Below are 16,185 nucleotides of genomic sequence, written 5' to 3'. Positions count from 1 at the left end.
CGCCTACGCTGCCGTATCGCTGACGTGCGTGCTGTGGCGAGACACCACGCGCAGTTGCCCGGCCGCTTGCAAGCCCTGTTCGATGTGGCGCGCAGCGAGGCGCGGCTGCGCTTCGCCGCACATGAAGATATCGACCGCCGCGAAAGCGTTCTCGGGCCAGGTGTGGATGCTGATGTGCGACTCACGCAGCAGCAGCACGCCCGTGACGCCCATGCCAGGGCCGAAGTGGTGGAAGTGGCTGTGGATTACCGTCGCGCCAGCGAGCGCGGCCGCTTCGCGCAGCAGGCGCTCGATGGCCGGCGCGTCGCCGAGCAAGGCGGGCGCGGCGCCGTCGAGGTCGAGCAGCAGATGCTGGCCGGCCATCACTTGTGACCGCCGCTGAAGCCGCCACCGCTGTAGCTGCTGCCACCGCTGTTCCAGCTGCGGTAGTTGCCGCTGCTACTGCTGACAGCGCCGTAGTTGCACGAGGTGACGATGACTGAAACCAGCGTGGCGTAGATGACGTAGAGAAAGCGCATCAGTCGTCATCCTCCAGCTGATCACTGAACTTGAAGAGTGGATACCACAGCGCGACGATGCCCAGGATGGGCCAGATGAGATTGGTGTTGTCCATGAACAATGCCGGGGCATTGACGGCGCCCAGACCCAGCGTGGCGTACACCGCGGCGTTGCGGCACCACGTGCGCGTGTCGACCTCACGGCTTGCTTGACGGTTGCTCAGGGCCTGGCGCGGTGCGGCGTCCGCCTGTTTGCCGAACCAGCGCAGCACAGCCTGCGTCTGCACGCGCTTGGCGAGGCTCCAGGTCAGCTCCTGCGTGTCGCGCTCGGCACTGAGGCTCTGGTCGCCCGCCTTGTAGTCGGTGATCGTGACGCGGTCACCCACATGCACGCGCCAGTTGAAGGCGCCGGCCGCCCAGGTGACTTCGGCGTCATAGGTGAAGGTCTTGCGGTATTGCAGGCCGCGCAGTTTCACGCCGTCACCCGCCGTGGTGCCGGGCCATTCGTCGAGCACTTCGACGAGGTCCCAGCCCTCGCTGGTCTCCACCAGCCACTTGAGGCCCTTGTCAGGGTTGTGCAGCAGGTACTCGATCCAGGTGGAATCGTCCTCTCCGACCTCGCTGCGTTCGAGTACGCCGATGAGGGTCCAGGTCACGTTCTGGATCTGTGCCTTGTCACCCAGTGATAGCGTCGTCTGGCGCGCTTCGAGTTCTTCGTGTTTGGCCAGCACGCTGAAGCGGTCGGTGCCACCTTGGGCCTGCGGGTCTGGCGAAACCTCGGCGTGGCAGACCTGACAGATCAGGTGTTGGGCGAGGCCCGCGCGATATGCAATCGATGCGCCACAGCTGGGGCATTCAAGGTTGGCGACGCTGCCCGGCAGCTTGCCCGCGCTCTGCGCGATCTGGTCAGCCGTGCGCAGCATCTGGCACTTGAGCGACTCCAGCGTCACGCTCTTGCCCACATACGCAACCGGCGTGGTGTCGGAGTAGTCGAGCGTGAGGAACAGGTTGCCGCTGCGGAAGTCCGCCACGCGTGCTTCCCAGCCCGGGCCGGCCTTGAAGGGCAGCTCGCCCTGACCACCCGTGCAGCGCGCGGTGCGCACATCGGCCGCAATGTAAGGCGTGCCTTCGAACTGCAGCGAACCGCCCGGCGTCAGGCGCTCGAAGGGCGGCAACTGCGGCTGGGTTTTCGCGGCGGCGGTGATGACGTATTGCCCGCCCGCATCCGACAGCCAGGCGCTGCTGCCGTCGTCCAGCACGGCATGCCATTCGTTCCAGAAGCCGTTTTCATAAACGAGTTGCAGGCGGCCGACGATGGTGAAATTGACGCCAAGAAAAATGCCGCTCGTGCCGATCTGGATGCGCGACCAATCCTCCAGCACGGCCGACATCTTGCCGATGTCGCGCACCGAATCCGCATCGCGGATCAGCGTGCTCTGGCAATAGCTGCACACCGCCATGACGCTGGCGGCCGAGCGAAAGCTGACCGGTGCCCCGCAGGCGGGGCAGGCTGTCTGGTACATGGAGGGCCCGGCCTCAGCCAATCATTTTCTTGAGGATCTCGGCCTTCGCGCCGTCGTAATCGGCTTGCGAAATCAGCCCCTTGTCGAGCATGGTCTTGAGCTTTTCGAGGCGCACCTCGGGGGCCTCGGCTGCTGGGGTTGCCGGCGCTGCGGCTGCCGGCGCCATGGCATTGCGCATCGCGTCGCCCATCATCTGGCCGACGCCCACGCCGGCCGCGAGGCCTGCGCCGATGCTGGCAAGACCGCCCTCATTCTGCGCGGCCAGCGGAATGCTGTTCGCCACCTGGTACTGCGTGAACTTGCCGAGGTCGCCCATCATGCCCATCGAGATGCGCGTGTCGATGGCCTTCTGCAGCTCTTCAGGCAGCGAGACGCTCTCGACGGCGAAGGCGTCCAGCGCCAGACCATAACGCTCGAACACCGGCGTCATTCCTTCGCGCATCTTGTCCGACATCAGCTGCTGGTTGGCCGCCATGTCCAGGAAGGGCACGTCCGCTCCGCCCAGCGTGCTCGACAGGCTGGTGACGACCAGGTTGCGCAGTTGCTGCTCAAGATCTTCCACCGTGTAGGTGTCGCGCGTGCCGCTGATTTCGGTGTGCAGCTTCTTCGGGTCGGCGAGCTTGTAGGAATACATGCCGAAGGCGCGCAGGCGCACCATGCCGAAGTCCTTGTCGCGAATCGTCAGCGGCTGCGGCGTGCCCCACTTGCGGCCCAGCTGCAGGCGCGTGCTGAAGAAGTACACATCGCTCTTGAAGGGCGACTCGAACAGCTTGTCCCAGTTCTGCAGATAGGTCAGCACGGGCAGCGTCTGTGTCGTCAGCTTGTAGGTGCCGGGGCCGAACACATCGGCCAGCTTGCCTTCATTGACGAACACCGCCATCTGCGACTCGCGCACGACCAGCGTGCCGCCATTCTGGATTTCCATGCCCGCCATGGGGAAGCGCCAGGCCAGCACGCCGTCGCTCTCCTCGGTCCACTGCAGGACGTCGATAAACTGTTTCTTGATGAAATCGGTCAGGCCCATGGTTCAGCTCCTTGCGTGGTTCGGTGCAGCAGCGGTTGGTACGGCATTGGTGATGTGCGCGCCGCAGCCCTCTCCCCCAACCCCTCTCCCGCAGGCGGGCGAGGGGAGCAGGCAGCGGCTGCGCCGGCAGTCTGGCATCAGGACAGGCAGGCCGCGTTGATGATGCCCACCACGATGGAGACCAGCCCCATCAGCGCGCCCATCGCCACGTTGTTGTCTTCAAGTTCGGCATTCATGTTGGGCAGGGCGCGCGACAGCACGGCATAGGCCACGACCTGCACGACTGCGGCGAGCGTTCCCCACAGCACGAACATGATGAAGTTGTCGTTGTGCAGGATGCTGGAGGCCACCGTGAGCGAAAAGCCGATGGTTGCACCGGCCAGCGACAGCGCTGCAGACACGCAGCCCTTGCGGATCAGGTCGAGCTCGCAAAAGGGCGTGACACGCGTGTAGACCGTGACAAACACACCCACCATGGCCAGCCCCGCCAGCAGGTAGATGAAGTAGTTGTAGATGGCTTGAATGTGCATTGCGTTGCGCGCCTCGGGGTCACTCTGACGTCATTGCGTCACGAGGGCACGAGACTAGCAAGCAGGGGGGACACGGGCAAGCGCAAATCCACTGCCGGCAGCGCCGACCATCGGGCAGCGCGCTGGCAGGGCAGGGCGCGATCATTGCTGTTCCCTCTCCTGGAGGAGAGGGTGGCGCGAAGCGCCGGGAGAGGTGGGGACGCACGCATCCGGGCATGGGTAGCTCGGCGAGCGCGAGGCCTTCCCCCTCTCCCGCCCCTGACGGGGCACCCTCCCCCTCATGGGGAGGGAACGGCAATGATCGCGCCTTGCTCATTCGCCCCGCGTACCAAACCCCTGTCGTTCACCCGCTTGACATGCCAGCAAGCGCCACACGCACCCGCAATCCCTTAAGCTTGCGCGACTCCCGCTTCGGCCCACCTCCGCCCCGCCCATGTTCGCCGACCGCATCCTCATCCTCTCCGTCTTCATCGTCGCCTCCTGCGGTCTCGCCTACGAGTTGATTGCCGGCGCACTGTCGAGCTACCTGCTGGGCGACTCGGTGCTGCAATACTCGTCGATCATCGGCGCCTACCTCTTCGCCATGGGCATCGGCTCGCACCTCTCGAAGTACGTGCGCGACGAAGACACGGTCACGCGCTTCGTCGAGATCGAACTGCTCGTCGGCCTCATCGGCGGCCTCTCGGCGCTGGCGCTGTTCATCGTCTTCGCCTGGCTCGCCGCGCCCTTCCGCACCGTGCTGTATGCGCTGGTGATCATCATCGGCACCCTCGTGGGCATGGAGATCCCGCTCGTCATGCGCATCTTCAACGCGCGCCGCGCCGAGTTCCGTGACATGGTCAGCCGCGTGCTCACCTTCGACTACCTCGGCGCGCTGGCGGTGTCGCTGCTGTTCCCGCTGCTCATGGCACCCAAGCTGGGACTCGCGCGCTCGGCCCTGCTGTTCGGCATCGCCAACGTCATCATCGCTCTCGTCACTGCCCGCTGCCTGCGCGACGAAGTGCGCTCGCTCCGTGCCGTCATGGCACGCGGCCTCATCGTGCTGGCCGTGCTGCTGGGCGGCTTCGCGAGTGCTGGCCGCATGACGCACTGGGCCGAGCAGGGCCTGTTCGGCGACCGCATCGTGCATGCCCTCAGCACGCCCTACCAGCGCCTCGTCATCACGCAGTGGAAGGACGAACTGCGCCTCTACCTCAACGGCAACCTGCAGTTCTCCTCGCTCGACGAACACCGTTACCACGAGGCCCTCGTGCATCCGGCCATGCAGAACCTGCCGGCGGCGCGCACGGCGCTCGTGCTCGGTGGCGGTGACGGCTTCGCCGTGCGTGAGCTGCTCAAATACCCGCAACTGCAGAAGGTCACCCTCGTCGACCTCGATCCGCAGATGACCCAGCTCTTCTCCAGCGCCGCCAACCTCACCGCGCTCAATCACAACGCACTCAACGACAAGCGCGTGCAGGTCATCAACGCCGACGCCGCGCAGTGGCTGGAGCAATCGCGCGACAGCTTCGACCTCGTCGTCATCGACCTGCCAGACCCTTCCAACTACGCGCTCGGCAAGCTCTACTCCGTGCCCATGTACCGCCTCGTCGCCCAGCACCTCGCCGCGAATGGTTACGTCGTCGTGCAGTCCACCTCCCCCTGGTATGCCCCGCACGCCTACTGGTGTGTTGCCGAAACGCTCAAGGCTGCCGGTCTCAACATCTGGCCCTACCACGCCCACGTACCCTCGTTCGGCGAATGGGGCTACGTGCTCGCCGCGCCGCATAATCGCTTCACCGTGCCGACGAGCTACAGCGTGCCCACACGCTTCCTCGACGCCGACAGCACACGCGCCATGTTCAGCTTCCCTGCCGACCTGCAGGTACCCAAGGTCGAACCCAACCGCCTCAACGACCAGGCCCTCGTGCGCTATTTCGAGCAGGACTGGGGGCGGTTTCAGCGATGAGACAGCCACCATCGCCTTCCGCAGAGAAGCCTGAAATTGGAGAGGCTATGCGCCCCTCCAACAGGGTTGGACGTTTGGCCCGTCGTTCCCGCGAAGGCGGGAACCCAGTGACTTTCAACGCCGCTGGATTCCCGCCTTCGCGGGAATGACGGCATAGGGCCAGCGCCTGACCATGCAACGCCGCCACTTCCTCACCACCCTCGGCGCACTCTCCGCCAGCAGCCTCACCGCCTGCGAGTGGGGCAAGGGCGTGTTGGGCAGATCCACGCCCCCCGTCACCGTCTTGCGCACCGGCATGCAGCAAGGCCACGCCGCGCGCGACTTGGCCATGAGCACGCGCCCGCTGCCCGACCCCGGCGAGACGATCCACTGCGACCTCGCCATCCTCGGCAGCGGCGCCGCCGGCATCACGGCCGCGTGGAAGCTCGCGCGCGAGGGCTACAGGAACTTCATCCTGCTCGACGGCCCCGTCGCCGGCGGCAACACCGCAGGCGAACAACTCGGCGGCGTGCCATGCCCCACCGCCGCGCACTACCTGCCACTGCCGTCGCAGGATTCCATCCACGTGCGCGAAATGCTCGCCAGCCTCGGCATCCTGCGCGGCGACCCCAACGCCGTCGCGCCCGAGTACGACGAGAACATCCTCGTCCACCCCCTGCACGAACGCCTGCGCAGCGGGGGCCGCTGGCAAGACGAACTGCTGCCCCACGCCGGCACGCCGGATCAGGCACGCTTTCTCGCCACCATCGCCACGCTGCGCGAAGCCAGAGGCAACGACGGCCGCCGCGTCTTCGTTTCCCCGCTCGCCCTCTCGTCAGCCGACCCGCACTGGCGCGCGCTCGACGCGCTCAACTTTCGCGACTGGCTGCAGCGCGAGCAGTACACCGACAAGCACCTGCACTGGTATGCCAACTACATCTGCCGCGACGAGTTCGGCACCGGCTACACCGACATCTCCGCCTGGGCCGGCCTGCACTACTTTGCCAGCCGCGACGGCCACGCCGCCAATGCCGAAGCCGGCAGCGTGCTCACCTGGCCCGACGGGCTCAACAGCCTCGCGCAAGGCTTGCTGCGCCAAGTGCCCTTTGGCAATGATTCCTCGTCTGACACCACCCGGCCGCGCCGCCTCGCCGGCAGCGCCTTGCGCGTGCGCGAGCAAGGCAAGCAGGTCGAGGTGCTGGTCATGCAAGCCGGCCCGCAGGGCGCGCCGAAGTTTGTGTGCATCAATGCCAAACGCGTCATCTGCGCCATGCCCCTGCACATCGCCCAGCACGTTGTCGAAGGCATCCGCGACCTCGGCTTCCACTCCGAACACCTGCCGCGCCAGGCACCCTGGCTGGTCGCCAACTTCCTGCTGCGCCGCTTCCCCGACGAGAAAGGTGATGTGCCGCTCGCCTGGGACAACGTGCTGCGCGAAAGCCCCGCCCTCGGCTACGTCGTCGCCACCCACCAGCTGATCCGCGTAGCCAAGCCCGAGCGCACCGTCTTCACCACCTACAACGCGCTGGCCGAAACCACCCCCGACCGCGCACGCATGTGGATGAAGCAGGCCAGCGACAGCGATGTGCTGGCCGCCGCCGCGCAAGACCTCCTCGCCGTCTACGGCAAAGCCCTGTGGCCCCTCGTCGAGCAGGTGCACATCCATCTGCATGCCCACGCCATGGCCAGCCCCACGCCCGGCTTCCTCGGCAACCCCGGCCTGCAGGCGCTGCGCGAGACAGACGGCCGCATCCGCTTCGCGCATGCGGATCTGTCGGGGTATTCGGTGTTTGAGGAGGCGGGGTGGTGGGGGTGGAGGGGGGCGGTGCGGGCTTTGGGGTGATGCCTATGCGATTGGCAACGTGCAAGCTGTCTTCTAAGGTCTGCTGAACTACATTGGGTTGTGGCAGCATCGATCATTGGTGAATTTTTATCTTTCAATCGATATTGGCGGTTTCGTTCACGCAACTTTTGGAGCTAATTGATGCCATTTTTCATGAGAGTCCTGTATATGCTGGCGCTCTTCCCGGGCTTGGCTGCGGCGACTAGTGTTCCCGGGTCAGGCATGGACGAGCTCGTTAGTCAGATACTTTTCGTACTGTTCGGGACCGTCACAGCGGGCCTTATCGCTGGCGTGATTGGCAGAGCTACTCAATGGCCGGTCCGTACATTTCTTTTCGTACTCGCTTCAGGAGTTGCAGGGACCGCTCTTTTTAGCACTAGGTATAACAGGGAATCGAATTTCGATACCCTTTTGGTTGTGGGCTTTCTTCCTTACTTGACAGCGTTTCTTGCAGGAGCTCGGTTGATTCGAGCGATGCCTAAAGAGAAGCGTGAGAGCGAGCATCAACCTTAGCTACGCCACAGGTGGTGCGTGGGAAATTTTTGCATTCACATTTTGTGCAGAAAATGGATTGAGAGAACTCCAAGACGATTAGCCTGCAGTCCCTGCCGCTAGTGTCCGAAGGGAAGTCAATACTCAGTGAAAAAGCCAGTGCGGAAAGGGCCGAAAAAGAGGCGCAGGTCACGCGGCCATAATGCGGAGTCTGTCCCGTTTTCTCTGCCTCCATTACAAATACAATCGACCGCGCGTTTTACCCATGCGCAGCGTAGGGCGATTCTCTACATCGCTATATTGTTGTTGCTGCCTTACGCAACCTTGCTTGACGAGGTTCTGTCTGGTGAGATCGAATTGTGCGGCGACGGGTGCACTACCTTCCTGCTCGCTGAGCATGGCCCCTGGTGGTTTTGGGGGGCGGTGTTAATCAAGGGAATCGGCTATTTCGCCGTCCTTACTTTGCCGACCTATTTTGCTTTGACGAAGGCGAAGTCAGAGTAAGGTCAGCAAATAACGTCGTTGGGGGGCGTGCGCGATTTCGCATTCGGTGCAATGCCCTGCGGGCGACTGCACCCTACGTTTCAGCTTCACGATCTTCACTGGGTTCGCATGCAACAAATCCTCGTCTACTCCGACTCCCTCTCCTGGGGAATCATCCCGACCACACGCCAGCGCCTGCCTTTCGATGCGCGCTGGCCGGGCGTCATGGAGAACGCCTTGCTCGCCGCAGGCCAGCGCGTGCGCGTCATCGAGGATTGCCTCAATGGCCGGCGCACGGTCTGGGATGATCCGTTCAAGACGGGGCGCAATGGGCTGGTGGGGTTGGCGCAGCGCATCGAGATTCATTCGCCGTTGTCGCTGGTAGTTCTCATGTTGGGCACCAACGATTTCCAGTCCATGCATGCACACAACGCCTGGCATTCCTCGCAAGGCATCGCGGCGCTGGTGGCGGCGATTCGTGGCGCGCCCATCGAGCCGGGCATGCCGGTGCCGCCTGTGCTGGTGGTGGCACCGCCAGCGATCCGCACACCCAAGGGGCCGATCGCGCCGAAGTTCGAAGGCGGCGAGGCGAAGTGCGTGGGGCTGGCGGCAGCGTACGAGAAGGTCTGCGCGGAGCTGGGCTGCGCCTTCTTCGATGCGGGTAGTGTCATCACCTCAAGCGATGTGGATGGCGTGCATCTGGATGCGCCACAACACCGGGTGCTGGGTGAGGCGCTGGCGCAGAGGGTGGTGGGCCTGCTGCAGTTGGCGGGCTGAGCATGGCGGCGATGGCGGGCAGCGAGCCGGGTCGGGCGATTTTTGCTGCAGGGTTTCTGTGGTCTACGGGGAGATGACATGCGAGCAGCAATCCTGTTACTGGCCCTGCTGGTTTGCCCGGGTTGCGCCTTGTCGGTGCTGCAGAGGCAGGACAGCCTGAAAGTCGCGCTGGGCGAGCGGGGGACTGAGCCCTATGTCAGTGTGTTCAAGCCGCATGATCCACTGACGATGAGCGTGGCATTCGGGTGCGACACCAGGGTGGTCAGCGCTATGGTGTCGCTTCTCGTGCCCTTGCCACCGGTCATACCGGGTTGGTTGTTCAACGACAAGCCGGGCTTCTTCGCCAATGTCCAGCTGCCTGTCGGCGCCGAGAGCCTGCTTGAACACATGAGCGTGACCACGGTGTATGGCGATACTTATCGTTTCTCGGACCTGAAGCCGGATGCACCATCGGTACGTCGCGAGCCTGGCCGTGTGTCGCTGCGCGTGGATGTGAGTTGCCTGGAGTTCGAGCATGGTGTGCTGGTGATCGACCCGTTCGAGTATCAGGGTGTCAGGTACCCGGGTTCTCGTGTGAGGCTGAGAACGCAGTCCCGCTACGAATTCCACTTCGGATACCTGAGTGCCGAGGCGCAGCCCGGTGCAGCGCCCGCGAGCTTTGTGGCTGTGCGGCGTGACGGCTACGTTGCGAGCGCGCTGTAGCACAGGACCGGCATCTGCCGCACGGCGCTCGACGCGCCCATCGCTGTTGCAGCAGTGGTTCTTTGCGGATTGACGCGCAATCGCGCCGGCTTCTGAACCTGATTTGCGCAGGCCTGGCTGAGGGCGAAAACGATCAGTTGAAATCGAGAAGTTGAAAACGGGGGAGGGAAAGCAGTGTTGATTTTCTACGGGGCTTACAGGGTCTTTCCGAAACTGACGGCGTATCGCGCCGACTGGTGCAATCTCTGCAAGAAAGAGGTGGTGTCGCACCAGTACCGGCATTTTCATATCGGACATCTTTACTGGATTCCGCTGCTGCCACTCGGCATGTACAGGAAGTGGGTCTGCAGTTCGTGCAATCGCGATCCGCATACGAGGGTGCGGACAACGGCGGGTATCTACGTTGGCGGCATGTTTGGATTCGGACTCCTGCTCCTGCTGCTCGTTCTTGCCGATGACATCGTGGCGGACGCAGCAACTCGCTACGGTCTGATAGCCGCCTGCTGCGCGGGTATTGGTGCGCTCGTTTTCGGTCTGCGTCATGCCTTGAAAGAGCCACCGATAAGCAATCCGGTCAGCCCACTCAACAACAGCCATTGCCTGATCTGCAACACGCTGCTGCCGGCGGGCGACAATCCGCGTTGCACCGGTTGTGGTGCGACCCGAGCCTGACTTTCACCCTGGAGGTTGCTGATGTATCGCCTGCATGAGTTTGCGTTGCTTGTCGTTGCACTGACGGTCGCTTCGCCAGCGTTCGCTGCCGAAGGGGCACCACCGACACTTCTGCCCCAGCCGGGCAGGCAGGTCTGTCATGCCGACACCAGACAGATTGGTGACGTGGCGGCCCGGATTGAACTGTGCGTGCTGGGAGGCAGGATGTCGCATGACACCTACTCGCTGAGCATCGACAGGAAGTCGCTGCTGAAGGGCATTGATGACGAGACCACCACGGGGCTTGCGACGACGTACCAGGGTGACAGGCTGAGCCTGACCTGCGTGCCGCAGAACAAGGCTCCGAAGGAGGTGTCGGCCGAGAAGGTCGCGATCTTTCAGGAGATGCGGAAAGTCAGCGCAGAGGAAGCGAGAAGGATGATCATCCTGATGGAAACCGTGGAGGTCGGGCGGCTCTGTACGGCGCGGCTGGGCAATACTTCGCTGCTGGAAGTTCAGGTGTTGTTCGAGTAGCCGAACAAGCTTGCTGTGAAAGGGAAAACGCCCACCTGCGCGGTGGGCGTTTCTGTTTGCAGCGGTTACTGGTAATGCTTGTCGTACAGGGGGGCGGTGCCGGTAACGCCTTCGAGCAGGTGAACGCGGTAGTCGCTCTTCTGCTTGCGGGTGGCTTCGCCGTTGTAGACGTAGTCGAGGTTGGTAGCGATGCCGACGACGACGCCGTTCTTCGGTGTCTTCGTCAGGTCGAGGCAGGCTTCACCGCTGTCCACCGGCTTGCTGTAGACCGCACTGCCGTCGGCTGCGCGGTAGGCGAGCTGGAAGCGCATGTTGTTGCCCAGCGGTTGGAAGTTGACGCGCACCTTGTTGCCGCTCACTTTCAGCGGAATCTGGTTGGCGCCGGTCCAGCCCGGCAGGGTTTCGGTGGCCGGGATCAGCGTGGTGCCGCTTTGTGTGGTCGCCGAGTAGAAGGTGAGCTTGTAGGAGGTGTCCTTGAGCAAGCCGCCATCGGTTTTCTCGGAGACGATGGTGCGACCCCAGTTGTCGTTGATGGGCACCTTGAAGGCGTTGGTCCAGGGGCCGAAGTCGACCATGGCCTGGCGAGCGCGGTACTCGGTGATCAGCTGCTTGGTTTGTGCATCACCGAGGCCGCTGGAGAGCGAGCGCACGATGTGGTTGTAGGGGCCGTTCTTCCAGATCCAGGCGTTCGAGCCCTTCGAGAGATACAGCGAGATGAAGTGCGAGAACACCGAGTTGTACTGGTTGCCGCCAAGGTATTCGCGCCAGGTGGCGACCTGCTTGCCGTTGGATTGCAGATCGACGCCCTCGGCGTTCGGGCCGCCGAAGGTGCCATCCTGCAGCCAGCCGCTGTAGTTCTCGATCGGCATGTGCGGCGCCAGGAAGGGCGCTGCGTCGAGGAAGCCGACGCCGTAGGTGCCGGTGCGGCCGGCTTCCATGTTCATTTGCAGCCAGGTGTTGCCGCCTTCGTTGAACCAGGCGGCCTTGTTGCCGAAGCTGGCCATGATGGCGTGAATGTATTCGTGTGTGATGCCACCGCGTTCGCTGGCGGTGACGACGGGGTAGTACGACAGCAGCACCATCGGGTAGCCATTGATGCCACTTTGCCAGCCGCCCTTTTCGGTGTTGGCGGCATTGTCGGTGCAAAGGCCCGAACCGAACAGGTACACGTTGCTGAAGTAGCCGTCGCGTTGCAGTTTGTCGACGGGCCAGCCCATCGTGTCGCGGATGTAGGCGGAGTCTTCGTTCAGGTTCTTGAGCACGCGATCAATGTCGGCATCGGTGATCGACGGATTGCGGTTCTTGCCCCAGATGAAGGCGAAACGGCCCGAAGTCTTGTAGCCGGCCACGAGGCTGGCGTCGCAGCCGAGGTAGACCTTGAACTTGCTGGGGTCCACCGAGGCGTTGGTGGTGTCGGTCTTGATGTCGTAGTTCAGGTCGGGCGAGTACTTCGGTGCGTCGTAGGCGGTGCACTGCGCAGTCGTGCTGCTGGTCGACGAGCTCGCGGCCGAGCTGCTCGCTGACGAGGCCACGCTGCTGGAGGCGACGCTGCTCGATGCCACCGAAGAGGCGCGCGAGGAGCTTGACGAAGCGACACTGGAAGCAACTGAGGAGGCAGCTGAGGAGGCAACGGAGGATGCCACCGACGACGCGACCGATGACGACGCAGCGGATGAGGCTTTCGACGAGCTGGCCGAGGAGCTGGTGTTGCTGCTGGGTACCGAGCACTCGTTGTTGCCGCCCGCTGTGCGACCACCGAAGGTGGCCTCGTTACAGACGAAGCTGCCGGTGAGATCGCGATAGAAGAACTTGTCGGCGCGGCCGAAGGCGACCTTGGTCGTGGTGCTGACCGAGCAGGTCTTGCCCTCGACGCAGATGGTCACGTAGCCAGCCGGTCGGTTGGCTGCTTGCGCGCCACCGACCAGCAGACCGGCCACCAGGCCTAGAAAGAGGCGTGGATACATGGATGACTCTCCTGAAATATGTGTGTGGGTCGCCAGGGGAGGGCTCAGGAGACCTGCGCCTTCAGGGCGACCGGCGCGCATGTTTGCTGCGCTGCCGCAGTCGAGTCAAAGCGCGGGCTATGAAAGTAGGGAATCCGAACTTGAGCGGCGCCGAGAAATAACAAATCTACGCAAGCCAATGAAAGCGACGAGCGAGCCGCCAAAGTGGGCAGCCCTCCTTGCGCTCAGACAGCTGGAGCGGTGGCAATACGGTGATCTGATGCCCGCTTCTCATGCGGCCTCTGAGACGCACAGCCGTTTCCGTCGCGCACGAGACACACTTCTCTCGCCCAAGCCGCTCGGTCGCGGGGCCGGCAGTCGCGCCAGTTTGCGCTGCGCCCTGAAAGGGCAGAAGACAGTGCTGGAAGGATGGTGTTCTACCGGCCATAATCACCGGAAGCCATACCGACTGGCCGGCATGCTCATGCGGCCCCGATTTTGCTGAATCAATGGCGCTTCGATAGCGCCGGGAGCCCGCGCATGACGGATATGGTGATCAACGCCTTCAGTTCATCTGCGACAGATGCGTTGCATCGTTTCGCGGCAGGTTTGAGGGAGGCCTTGTCAGATGCCGTGACGGTGCGTGTTAACGGGGTCGATGGCTTTCGGGAGGCGATCCTTGCCCGCCCCACGGGCGACATCAGCAACTTGATGATTTACTCGCACGGGAGTCCGGGGCGCCTGGCGCTGAATACCACGGACTTTACCTGGGGCTTGCATGAGGGGACTCTGTCGCATCTGACCAGTTCGGGGGACATTGCCAGTCGGTTTGCGCCGGGGGCACATATCGAAATACTCGGATGCAATGTCGCGGGGACCACACGTACGCCTTCTGTGCTGGATTTGCTTGGGCGATTACGTACCCGTGACATCAGCTTTCACGAAGCGGATGAGGGCGCCCGGTGCGAGCGCTTCGTGGGGCGCCTGGCGGAAATCATGTTGGCTCAGAACGGAGGAACCGTCACTGCTTACACCGGCTACGGAGTGTCTTCGCTCGGCCATCCGGATGGCATGGCAGTGACTGCGCACAACCGGATAGGGTCAGGCGTGTTTCTGGATAGCGCAGTCATACTGCGCGAATCAGGCATCAGAAACACGCTGCTATTTCTTGAAGCCGCTGGCGTCGGGGGGCTGGAACAATTCGGCGGACCGGGGAGTCGTGGCGTGATCGACGAGATCCAACTTCATTTCAGCATTGCCCTGGGATTGATCGGCGAATCGGGCGGTGATGGCCAGCACAGGTACGAAACGGTGTACCAGGCATTCAACGAGTATTGGCGGGGCGCGGTGCTCATGATGGAGCACAGCTTTGATCGGCTTTCGCCTTTCTGACATTGCCCGGATCGCGTTGTTGCGTAACTGCTTGTGCCCTCGGGTGGCAGACGACCGGCACCTGTCGCGTGGCGTTCAATGCCGCTGGCGGATGGACTATGCTGCAGCGACCTGACTTCAGCGCCCCATCATGCGTACCCTTTACTTTCCCGTTCTGAGTTTTGCGTTTGTGTTGGCAGCTTGCGGCGGCAATGGTGGCGGTGCGACGGCAGCCGGAACCAGTGCTTCGTCAGCAGGCAGTGCTTCAAGTGCCGCGGCGTCGAGTGCGTCGTCCGCGACGTCTTCCGCAGGCGGCACGGCAACTGCCTGTGACAGTCCGTCGGGGCGTGTGCTGGAAGTGGGGCCGGGCAAGACGTACGCGACGCCCAGTGCGGCGGCGGCGGTCTCGCTCAACGGCGACACGATACGCATCGCGGCCGGCAACTACACGGGCGATGTGGTGACCTGGTCGCGCAGCAATCTGACGATCTGCGGCGTCGGTGGCCAGGCGCATCTGTACGCCAACGGCAACAACGCGGCGGGCAAGGGCATCTGGGTCGCTGCGGGTAACAACCTGGTGGTCGAGAACATCGTCTTCCACGACGCCAAGGTGGCTGACAAGAACGGGGCCGGCATCCGCGTGGAGCCGAACGTGAACCTGACGGTGCGTGGTTGCGGCTTCTACGACAACGAGAACGGCATCCTCACGGCGGCGGGCAGCAACAACATCGTGATCGAGCGCAGCACCTTTGCGCGCAACGGGTATGGCGACGGGTATTCGCATGGCATCTACATCGGGCAGGTGAACAGCCTGACGGTGCGGCAGAGCTTCTTCCACTCGACGAAGATCGGTCACAACCTCAAGAGCCGCGCGAAGGCGAGCGTGATCGAGAACAGTTACTTCATGGATGGCACGAGTGGCACAGCGAGCTACCAGCTGGAGTTTCCGAATGGCGGCGAAGTCTTTCTGCGCGGCAACCTCGTGCAGAAAGGGCCGTCGGCTGACAATCCGAATCTCGTGTCCTTTGGTGCCGAGGGCATCAGCGTGTGGCCCTCCAACGCGATGGAGCTGCGTCACAACACGCTGGTGAGCACGTACAGCGGCGGCAACTTCCTCTATGCCAACCCGGGAATCAGCTCACTGAAGCTGACGGCCAACCTGTTCGCAGGCACGGCCAACCTGTTGAGTGGCCTGTCGGTGCTGAGCCCGGTGTTCACCAACACGTCGAGCTACACGACGACTGCGGCCAATCTGTCAGGTGCGACCAATGTGAGCAGCCCGAACTTCTGGCCCGCTGCGGGCGTGTTGGCGAGTCTCGCGCTGGGCAGCGTGCCGGATGCGGCCTATGTGCAGGACGCGCCTTTGCCTCTGGTGTTGCGCGTTATCAGTGGCAGCACGCGACTGATTGGCGCCCTGCAGGCTGCGCCGTAGGGCCGACTTCAGTAGGTCTGTCTCACTTAAGCAATACGGACGGATGTTGTCAGCCAAAGGCCCTCATCCCCAACCCTTCTCCCGGCGGGAGAAGGGGGTTTCGGGCCCCTCGTCCTGCGGGAGAGGGGTTGGGGTGAGGGCTGCTTTCGTCCTGACCGAAATGTACGAGCGCTTCTTTGAGGGCTCTCGGGGCGCACTGTGACCTCCCGACACCGTCACTCCGTAGGGCCGACTTCAGTCGGTCAGCCGGGCTGGCAACAGGGGAGTGCGACTGAAGTCGCACCTACTGCCCTGTGGGGAGGCAGTCATGGGGAGGGGGAGTGAAGCGCACTGCCAAGACACGATGCGCTGACATGGCCCGCTTCTTTGGGCTATTGGGGCGCACTGTGACCTCCCGACACCGTCACTCCGTAGGGCCGACTTCAGTCGGTCTGCCGGGCGGGCAACAGGGGAGTG

Annotated in this window: 14 protein-coding genes; 8 read left to right on the top strand and 6 right to left on the bottom strand. The window is 63.3% G+C overall.

The genetic code is table 11. The features are described from left to right. Window positions 1-3: 3 nt before the first annotated feature. The 5 genes from speD to ABEA02_RS10860 all read right to left on the bottom strand — a co-directional run bounded on the left by speD (window position 4) and on the right by ABEA02_RS10860 (window position 3,574). On the bottom strand, window positions 4-363 hold the full coding sequence (speD, locus tag ABEA02_RS10880; RefSeq protein WP_345532968.1) for an adenosylmethionine decarboxylase: 360 nt from the start codon (window positions 361-363) through the stop codon (window positions 4-6). Continuing rightward, complete coding sequence (locus ABEA02_RS10875) at window positions 363-518, bottom strand: hypothetical protein (protein WP_345532967.1); 156 nt, start codon at window positions 516-518, stop codon at window positions 363-365. Before ABEA02_RS10875 ends, speD begins: the two co-directional genes overlap by 1 nt. After that, window positions 518-2,020, bottom strand: a complete 1,503-nt coding sequence (locus tag ABEA02_RS10870) for a DUF4178 domain-containing protein (RefSeq protein WP_345532966.1) — start codon at window positions 2,018-2,020, stop codon at window positions 518-520. The genes ABEA02_RS10875 and ABEA02_RS10870 overlap by 1 nt, the downstream gene beginning before the upstream one ends. Before the next feature lie 13 nt (window positions 2,021-2,033). Continuing rightward, window positions 2,034-3,044 carry an SPFH domain-containing protein gene (locus ABEA02_RS10865; protein ID WP_345532965.1) on the bottom strand — a complete coding sequence of 337 codons (1,011 nt, stop codon included), beginning with the start codon at window positions 3,042-3,044 and terminating at the stop codon, window positions 2,034-2,036. Window positions 3,045-3,181: 137 nt separating this feature from the next. Beyond that, a complete protein-coding gene (locus tag ABEA02_RS10860; protein WP_345532964.1) occupies window positions 3,182-3,574 on the bottom strand; it encodes a DUF350 domain-containing protein in 393 nt (130 codons plus the stop codon). 433 nt (window positions 3,575-4,007) lie between these two features. Here ABEA02_RS10860 and ABEA02_RS10855 point away from each other — a divergent pair, with 433 nt between their 5' ends. The 6 genes from ABEA02_RS10855 to ABEA02_RS10830 all read left to right on the top strand — a co-directional run bounded on the left by ABEA02_RS10855 (window position 4,008) and on the right by ABEA02_RS10830 (window position 10,983). Then, entirely contained in the window at window positions 4,008-5,522 is a 1,515-nt protein-coding gene (locus ABEA02_RS10855) for a polyamine aminopropyltransferase (protein ID WP_345532963.1), read from the top strand. A 172-nt stretch (window positions 5,523-5,694) separates the two neighbouring features. Next, entirely contained in the window at window positions 5,695-7,344 is a 1,650-nt protein-coding gene (locus ABEA02_RS10850) for a flavin monoamine oxidase family protein (RefSeq protein ID WP_345532962.1), read from the top strand. Window positions 7,345-8,448: 1,104 nt separating this feature from the next. Beyond that, window positions 8,449-9,096 carry an SGNH/GDSL hydrolase family protein gene (locus ABEA02_RS10845; protein ID WP_345532961.1) on the top strand — a complete coding sequence of 216 codons (648 nt, stop codon included), beginning with the start codon at window positions 8,449-8,451 and terminating at the stop codon, window positions 9,094-9,096. 78 nt (window positions 9,097-9,174) lie between these two features. Beyond that, entirely contained in the window at window positions 9,175-9,798 is a 624-nt protein-coding gene (locus ABEA02_RS10840) for a hypothetical protein (protein WP_345532960.1), read from the top strand. Between the two features lie 174 nt (window positions 9,799-9,972). Further along, window positions 9,973-10,470, top strand: a complete 498-nt coding sequence (locus ABEA02_RS10835) for a hypothetical protein (RefSeq protein ID WP_345532959.1) — start codon at window positions 9,973-9,975, stop codon at window positions 10,468-10,470. A gap of 21 nt (window positions 10,471-10,491) precedes the next feature. Continuing rightward, window positions 10,492-10,983, top strand: a complete 492-nt coding sequence (locus tag ABEA02_RS10830) for a hypothetical protein (RefSeq protein WP_345532958.1) — start codon at window positions 10,492-10,494, stop codon at window positions 10,981-10,983. Between the two features lie 65 nt (window positions 10,984-11,048). On the opposite strand, the gene ABEA02_RS10825 is transcribed toward ABEA02_RS10830, so the two are convergent. Further along, complete coding sequence (locus ABEA02_RS10825) at window positions 11,049-12,947, bottom strand: hypothetical protein (protein ID WP_345532957.1); 1,899 nt, start codon at window positions 12,945-12,947, stop codon at window positions 11,049-11,051. Between the two features lie 519 nt (window positions 12,948-13,466). On the opposite strand from ABEA02_RS10825, the gene ABEA02_RS10820 reads away from it, so the two are divergent. Together ABEA02_RS10820 and ABEA02_RS10815 are read left to right on the top strand one after the other, a co-directional pair. Further along, window positions 13,467-14,318, top strand: coding sequence for a DUF4347 domain-containing protein (locus ABEA02_RS10820; protein ID WP_345532956.1), 852 nt, complete (start codon window positions 13,467-13,469; stop codon window positions 14,316-14,318). Between the two features lie 130 nt (window positions 14,319-14,448). Further along, window positions 14,449-15,729, top strand: a complete 1,281-nt coding sequence (locus ABEA02_RS10815; RefSeq protein ID WP_345532955.1) for a right-handed parallel beta-helix repeat-containing protein — start codon at window positions 14,449-14,451, stop codon at window positions 15,727-15,729. Window positions 15,730-16,185: the final 456 nt, after the last annotated feature.

It is taken from the genome of Viridibacterium curvum, assembly GCF_039544165.1.
Lineage (GTDB): Bacteria > Pseudomonadota > Gammaproteobacteria > Burkholderiales > Rhodocyclaceae > Viridibacterium > Viridibacterium curvum.
The sequence above is the reverse complement of the archived record's forward strand: the minus strand, read 5'-3'. Positions and strand labels throughout refer to the sequence as shown.

Coding starts and splice junctions, on each gene's coding strand:
- speD (WP_345532968.1), bottom strand. CDS start 363: ATGGCCGGCCAGCATCTGCTGCTCGACCTCGACGGCGCCGCGCCCGCC.
- ABEA02_RS10875 (WP_345532967.1), bottom strand. CDS start 518: ATGCGCTTTCTCTACGTCATCTACGCCACGCTGGTTTCAGTCATCGTC.
- ABEA02_RS10870 (WP_345532966.1), bottom strand. CDS start 2,020: ATGTACCAGACAGCCTGCCCCGCCTGCGGGGCACCGGTCAGCTTTCGC.
- ABEA02_RS10865 (WP_345532965.1), bottom strand. CDS start 3,044: ATGGGCCTGACCGATTTCATCAAGAAACAGTTTATCGACGTCCTGCAG.
- ABEA02_RS10860 (WP_345532964.1), bottom strand. CDS start 3,574: ATGCACATTCAAGCCATCTACAACTACTTCATCTACCTGCTGGCGGGG.
- ABEA02_RS10855 (WP_345532963.1), top strand. CDS start 4,008: ATGTTCGCCGACCGCATCCTCATCCTCTCCGTCTTCATCGTCGCCTCC.
- ABEA02_RS10850 (WP_345532962.1), top strand. CDS start 5,695: ATGCAACGCCGCCACTTCCTCACCACCCTCGGCGCACTCTCCGCCAGC.
- ABEA02_RS10845 (WP_345532961.1), top strand. CDS start 8,449: ATGCAACAAATCCTCGTCTACTCCGACTCCCTCTCCTGGGGAATCATC.
- ABEA02_RS10840 (WP_345532960.1), top strand. CDS start 9,175: ATGCGAGCAGCAATCCTGTTACTGGCCCTGCTGGTTTGCCCGGGTTGC.
- ABEA02_RS10830 (WP_345532958.1), top strand. CDS start 10,492: ATGTATCGCCTGCATGAGTTTGCGTTGCTTGTCGTTGCACTGACGGTC.
- ABEA02_RS10825 (WP_345532957.1), bottom strand. CDS start 12,947: ATGTATCCACGCCTCTTTCTAGGCCTGGTGGCCGGTCTGCTGGTCGGT.
- ABEA02_RS10820 (WP_345532956.1), top strand. CDS start 13,467: ATGACGGATATGGTGATCAACGCCTTCAGTTCATCTGCGACAGATGCG.
- ABEA02_RS10815 (WP_345532955.1), top strand. CDS start 14,449: ATGCGTACCCTTTACTTTCCCGTTCTGAGTTTTGCGTTTGTGTTGGCA.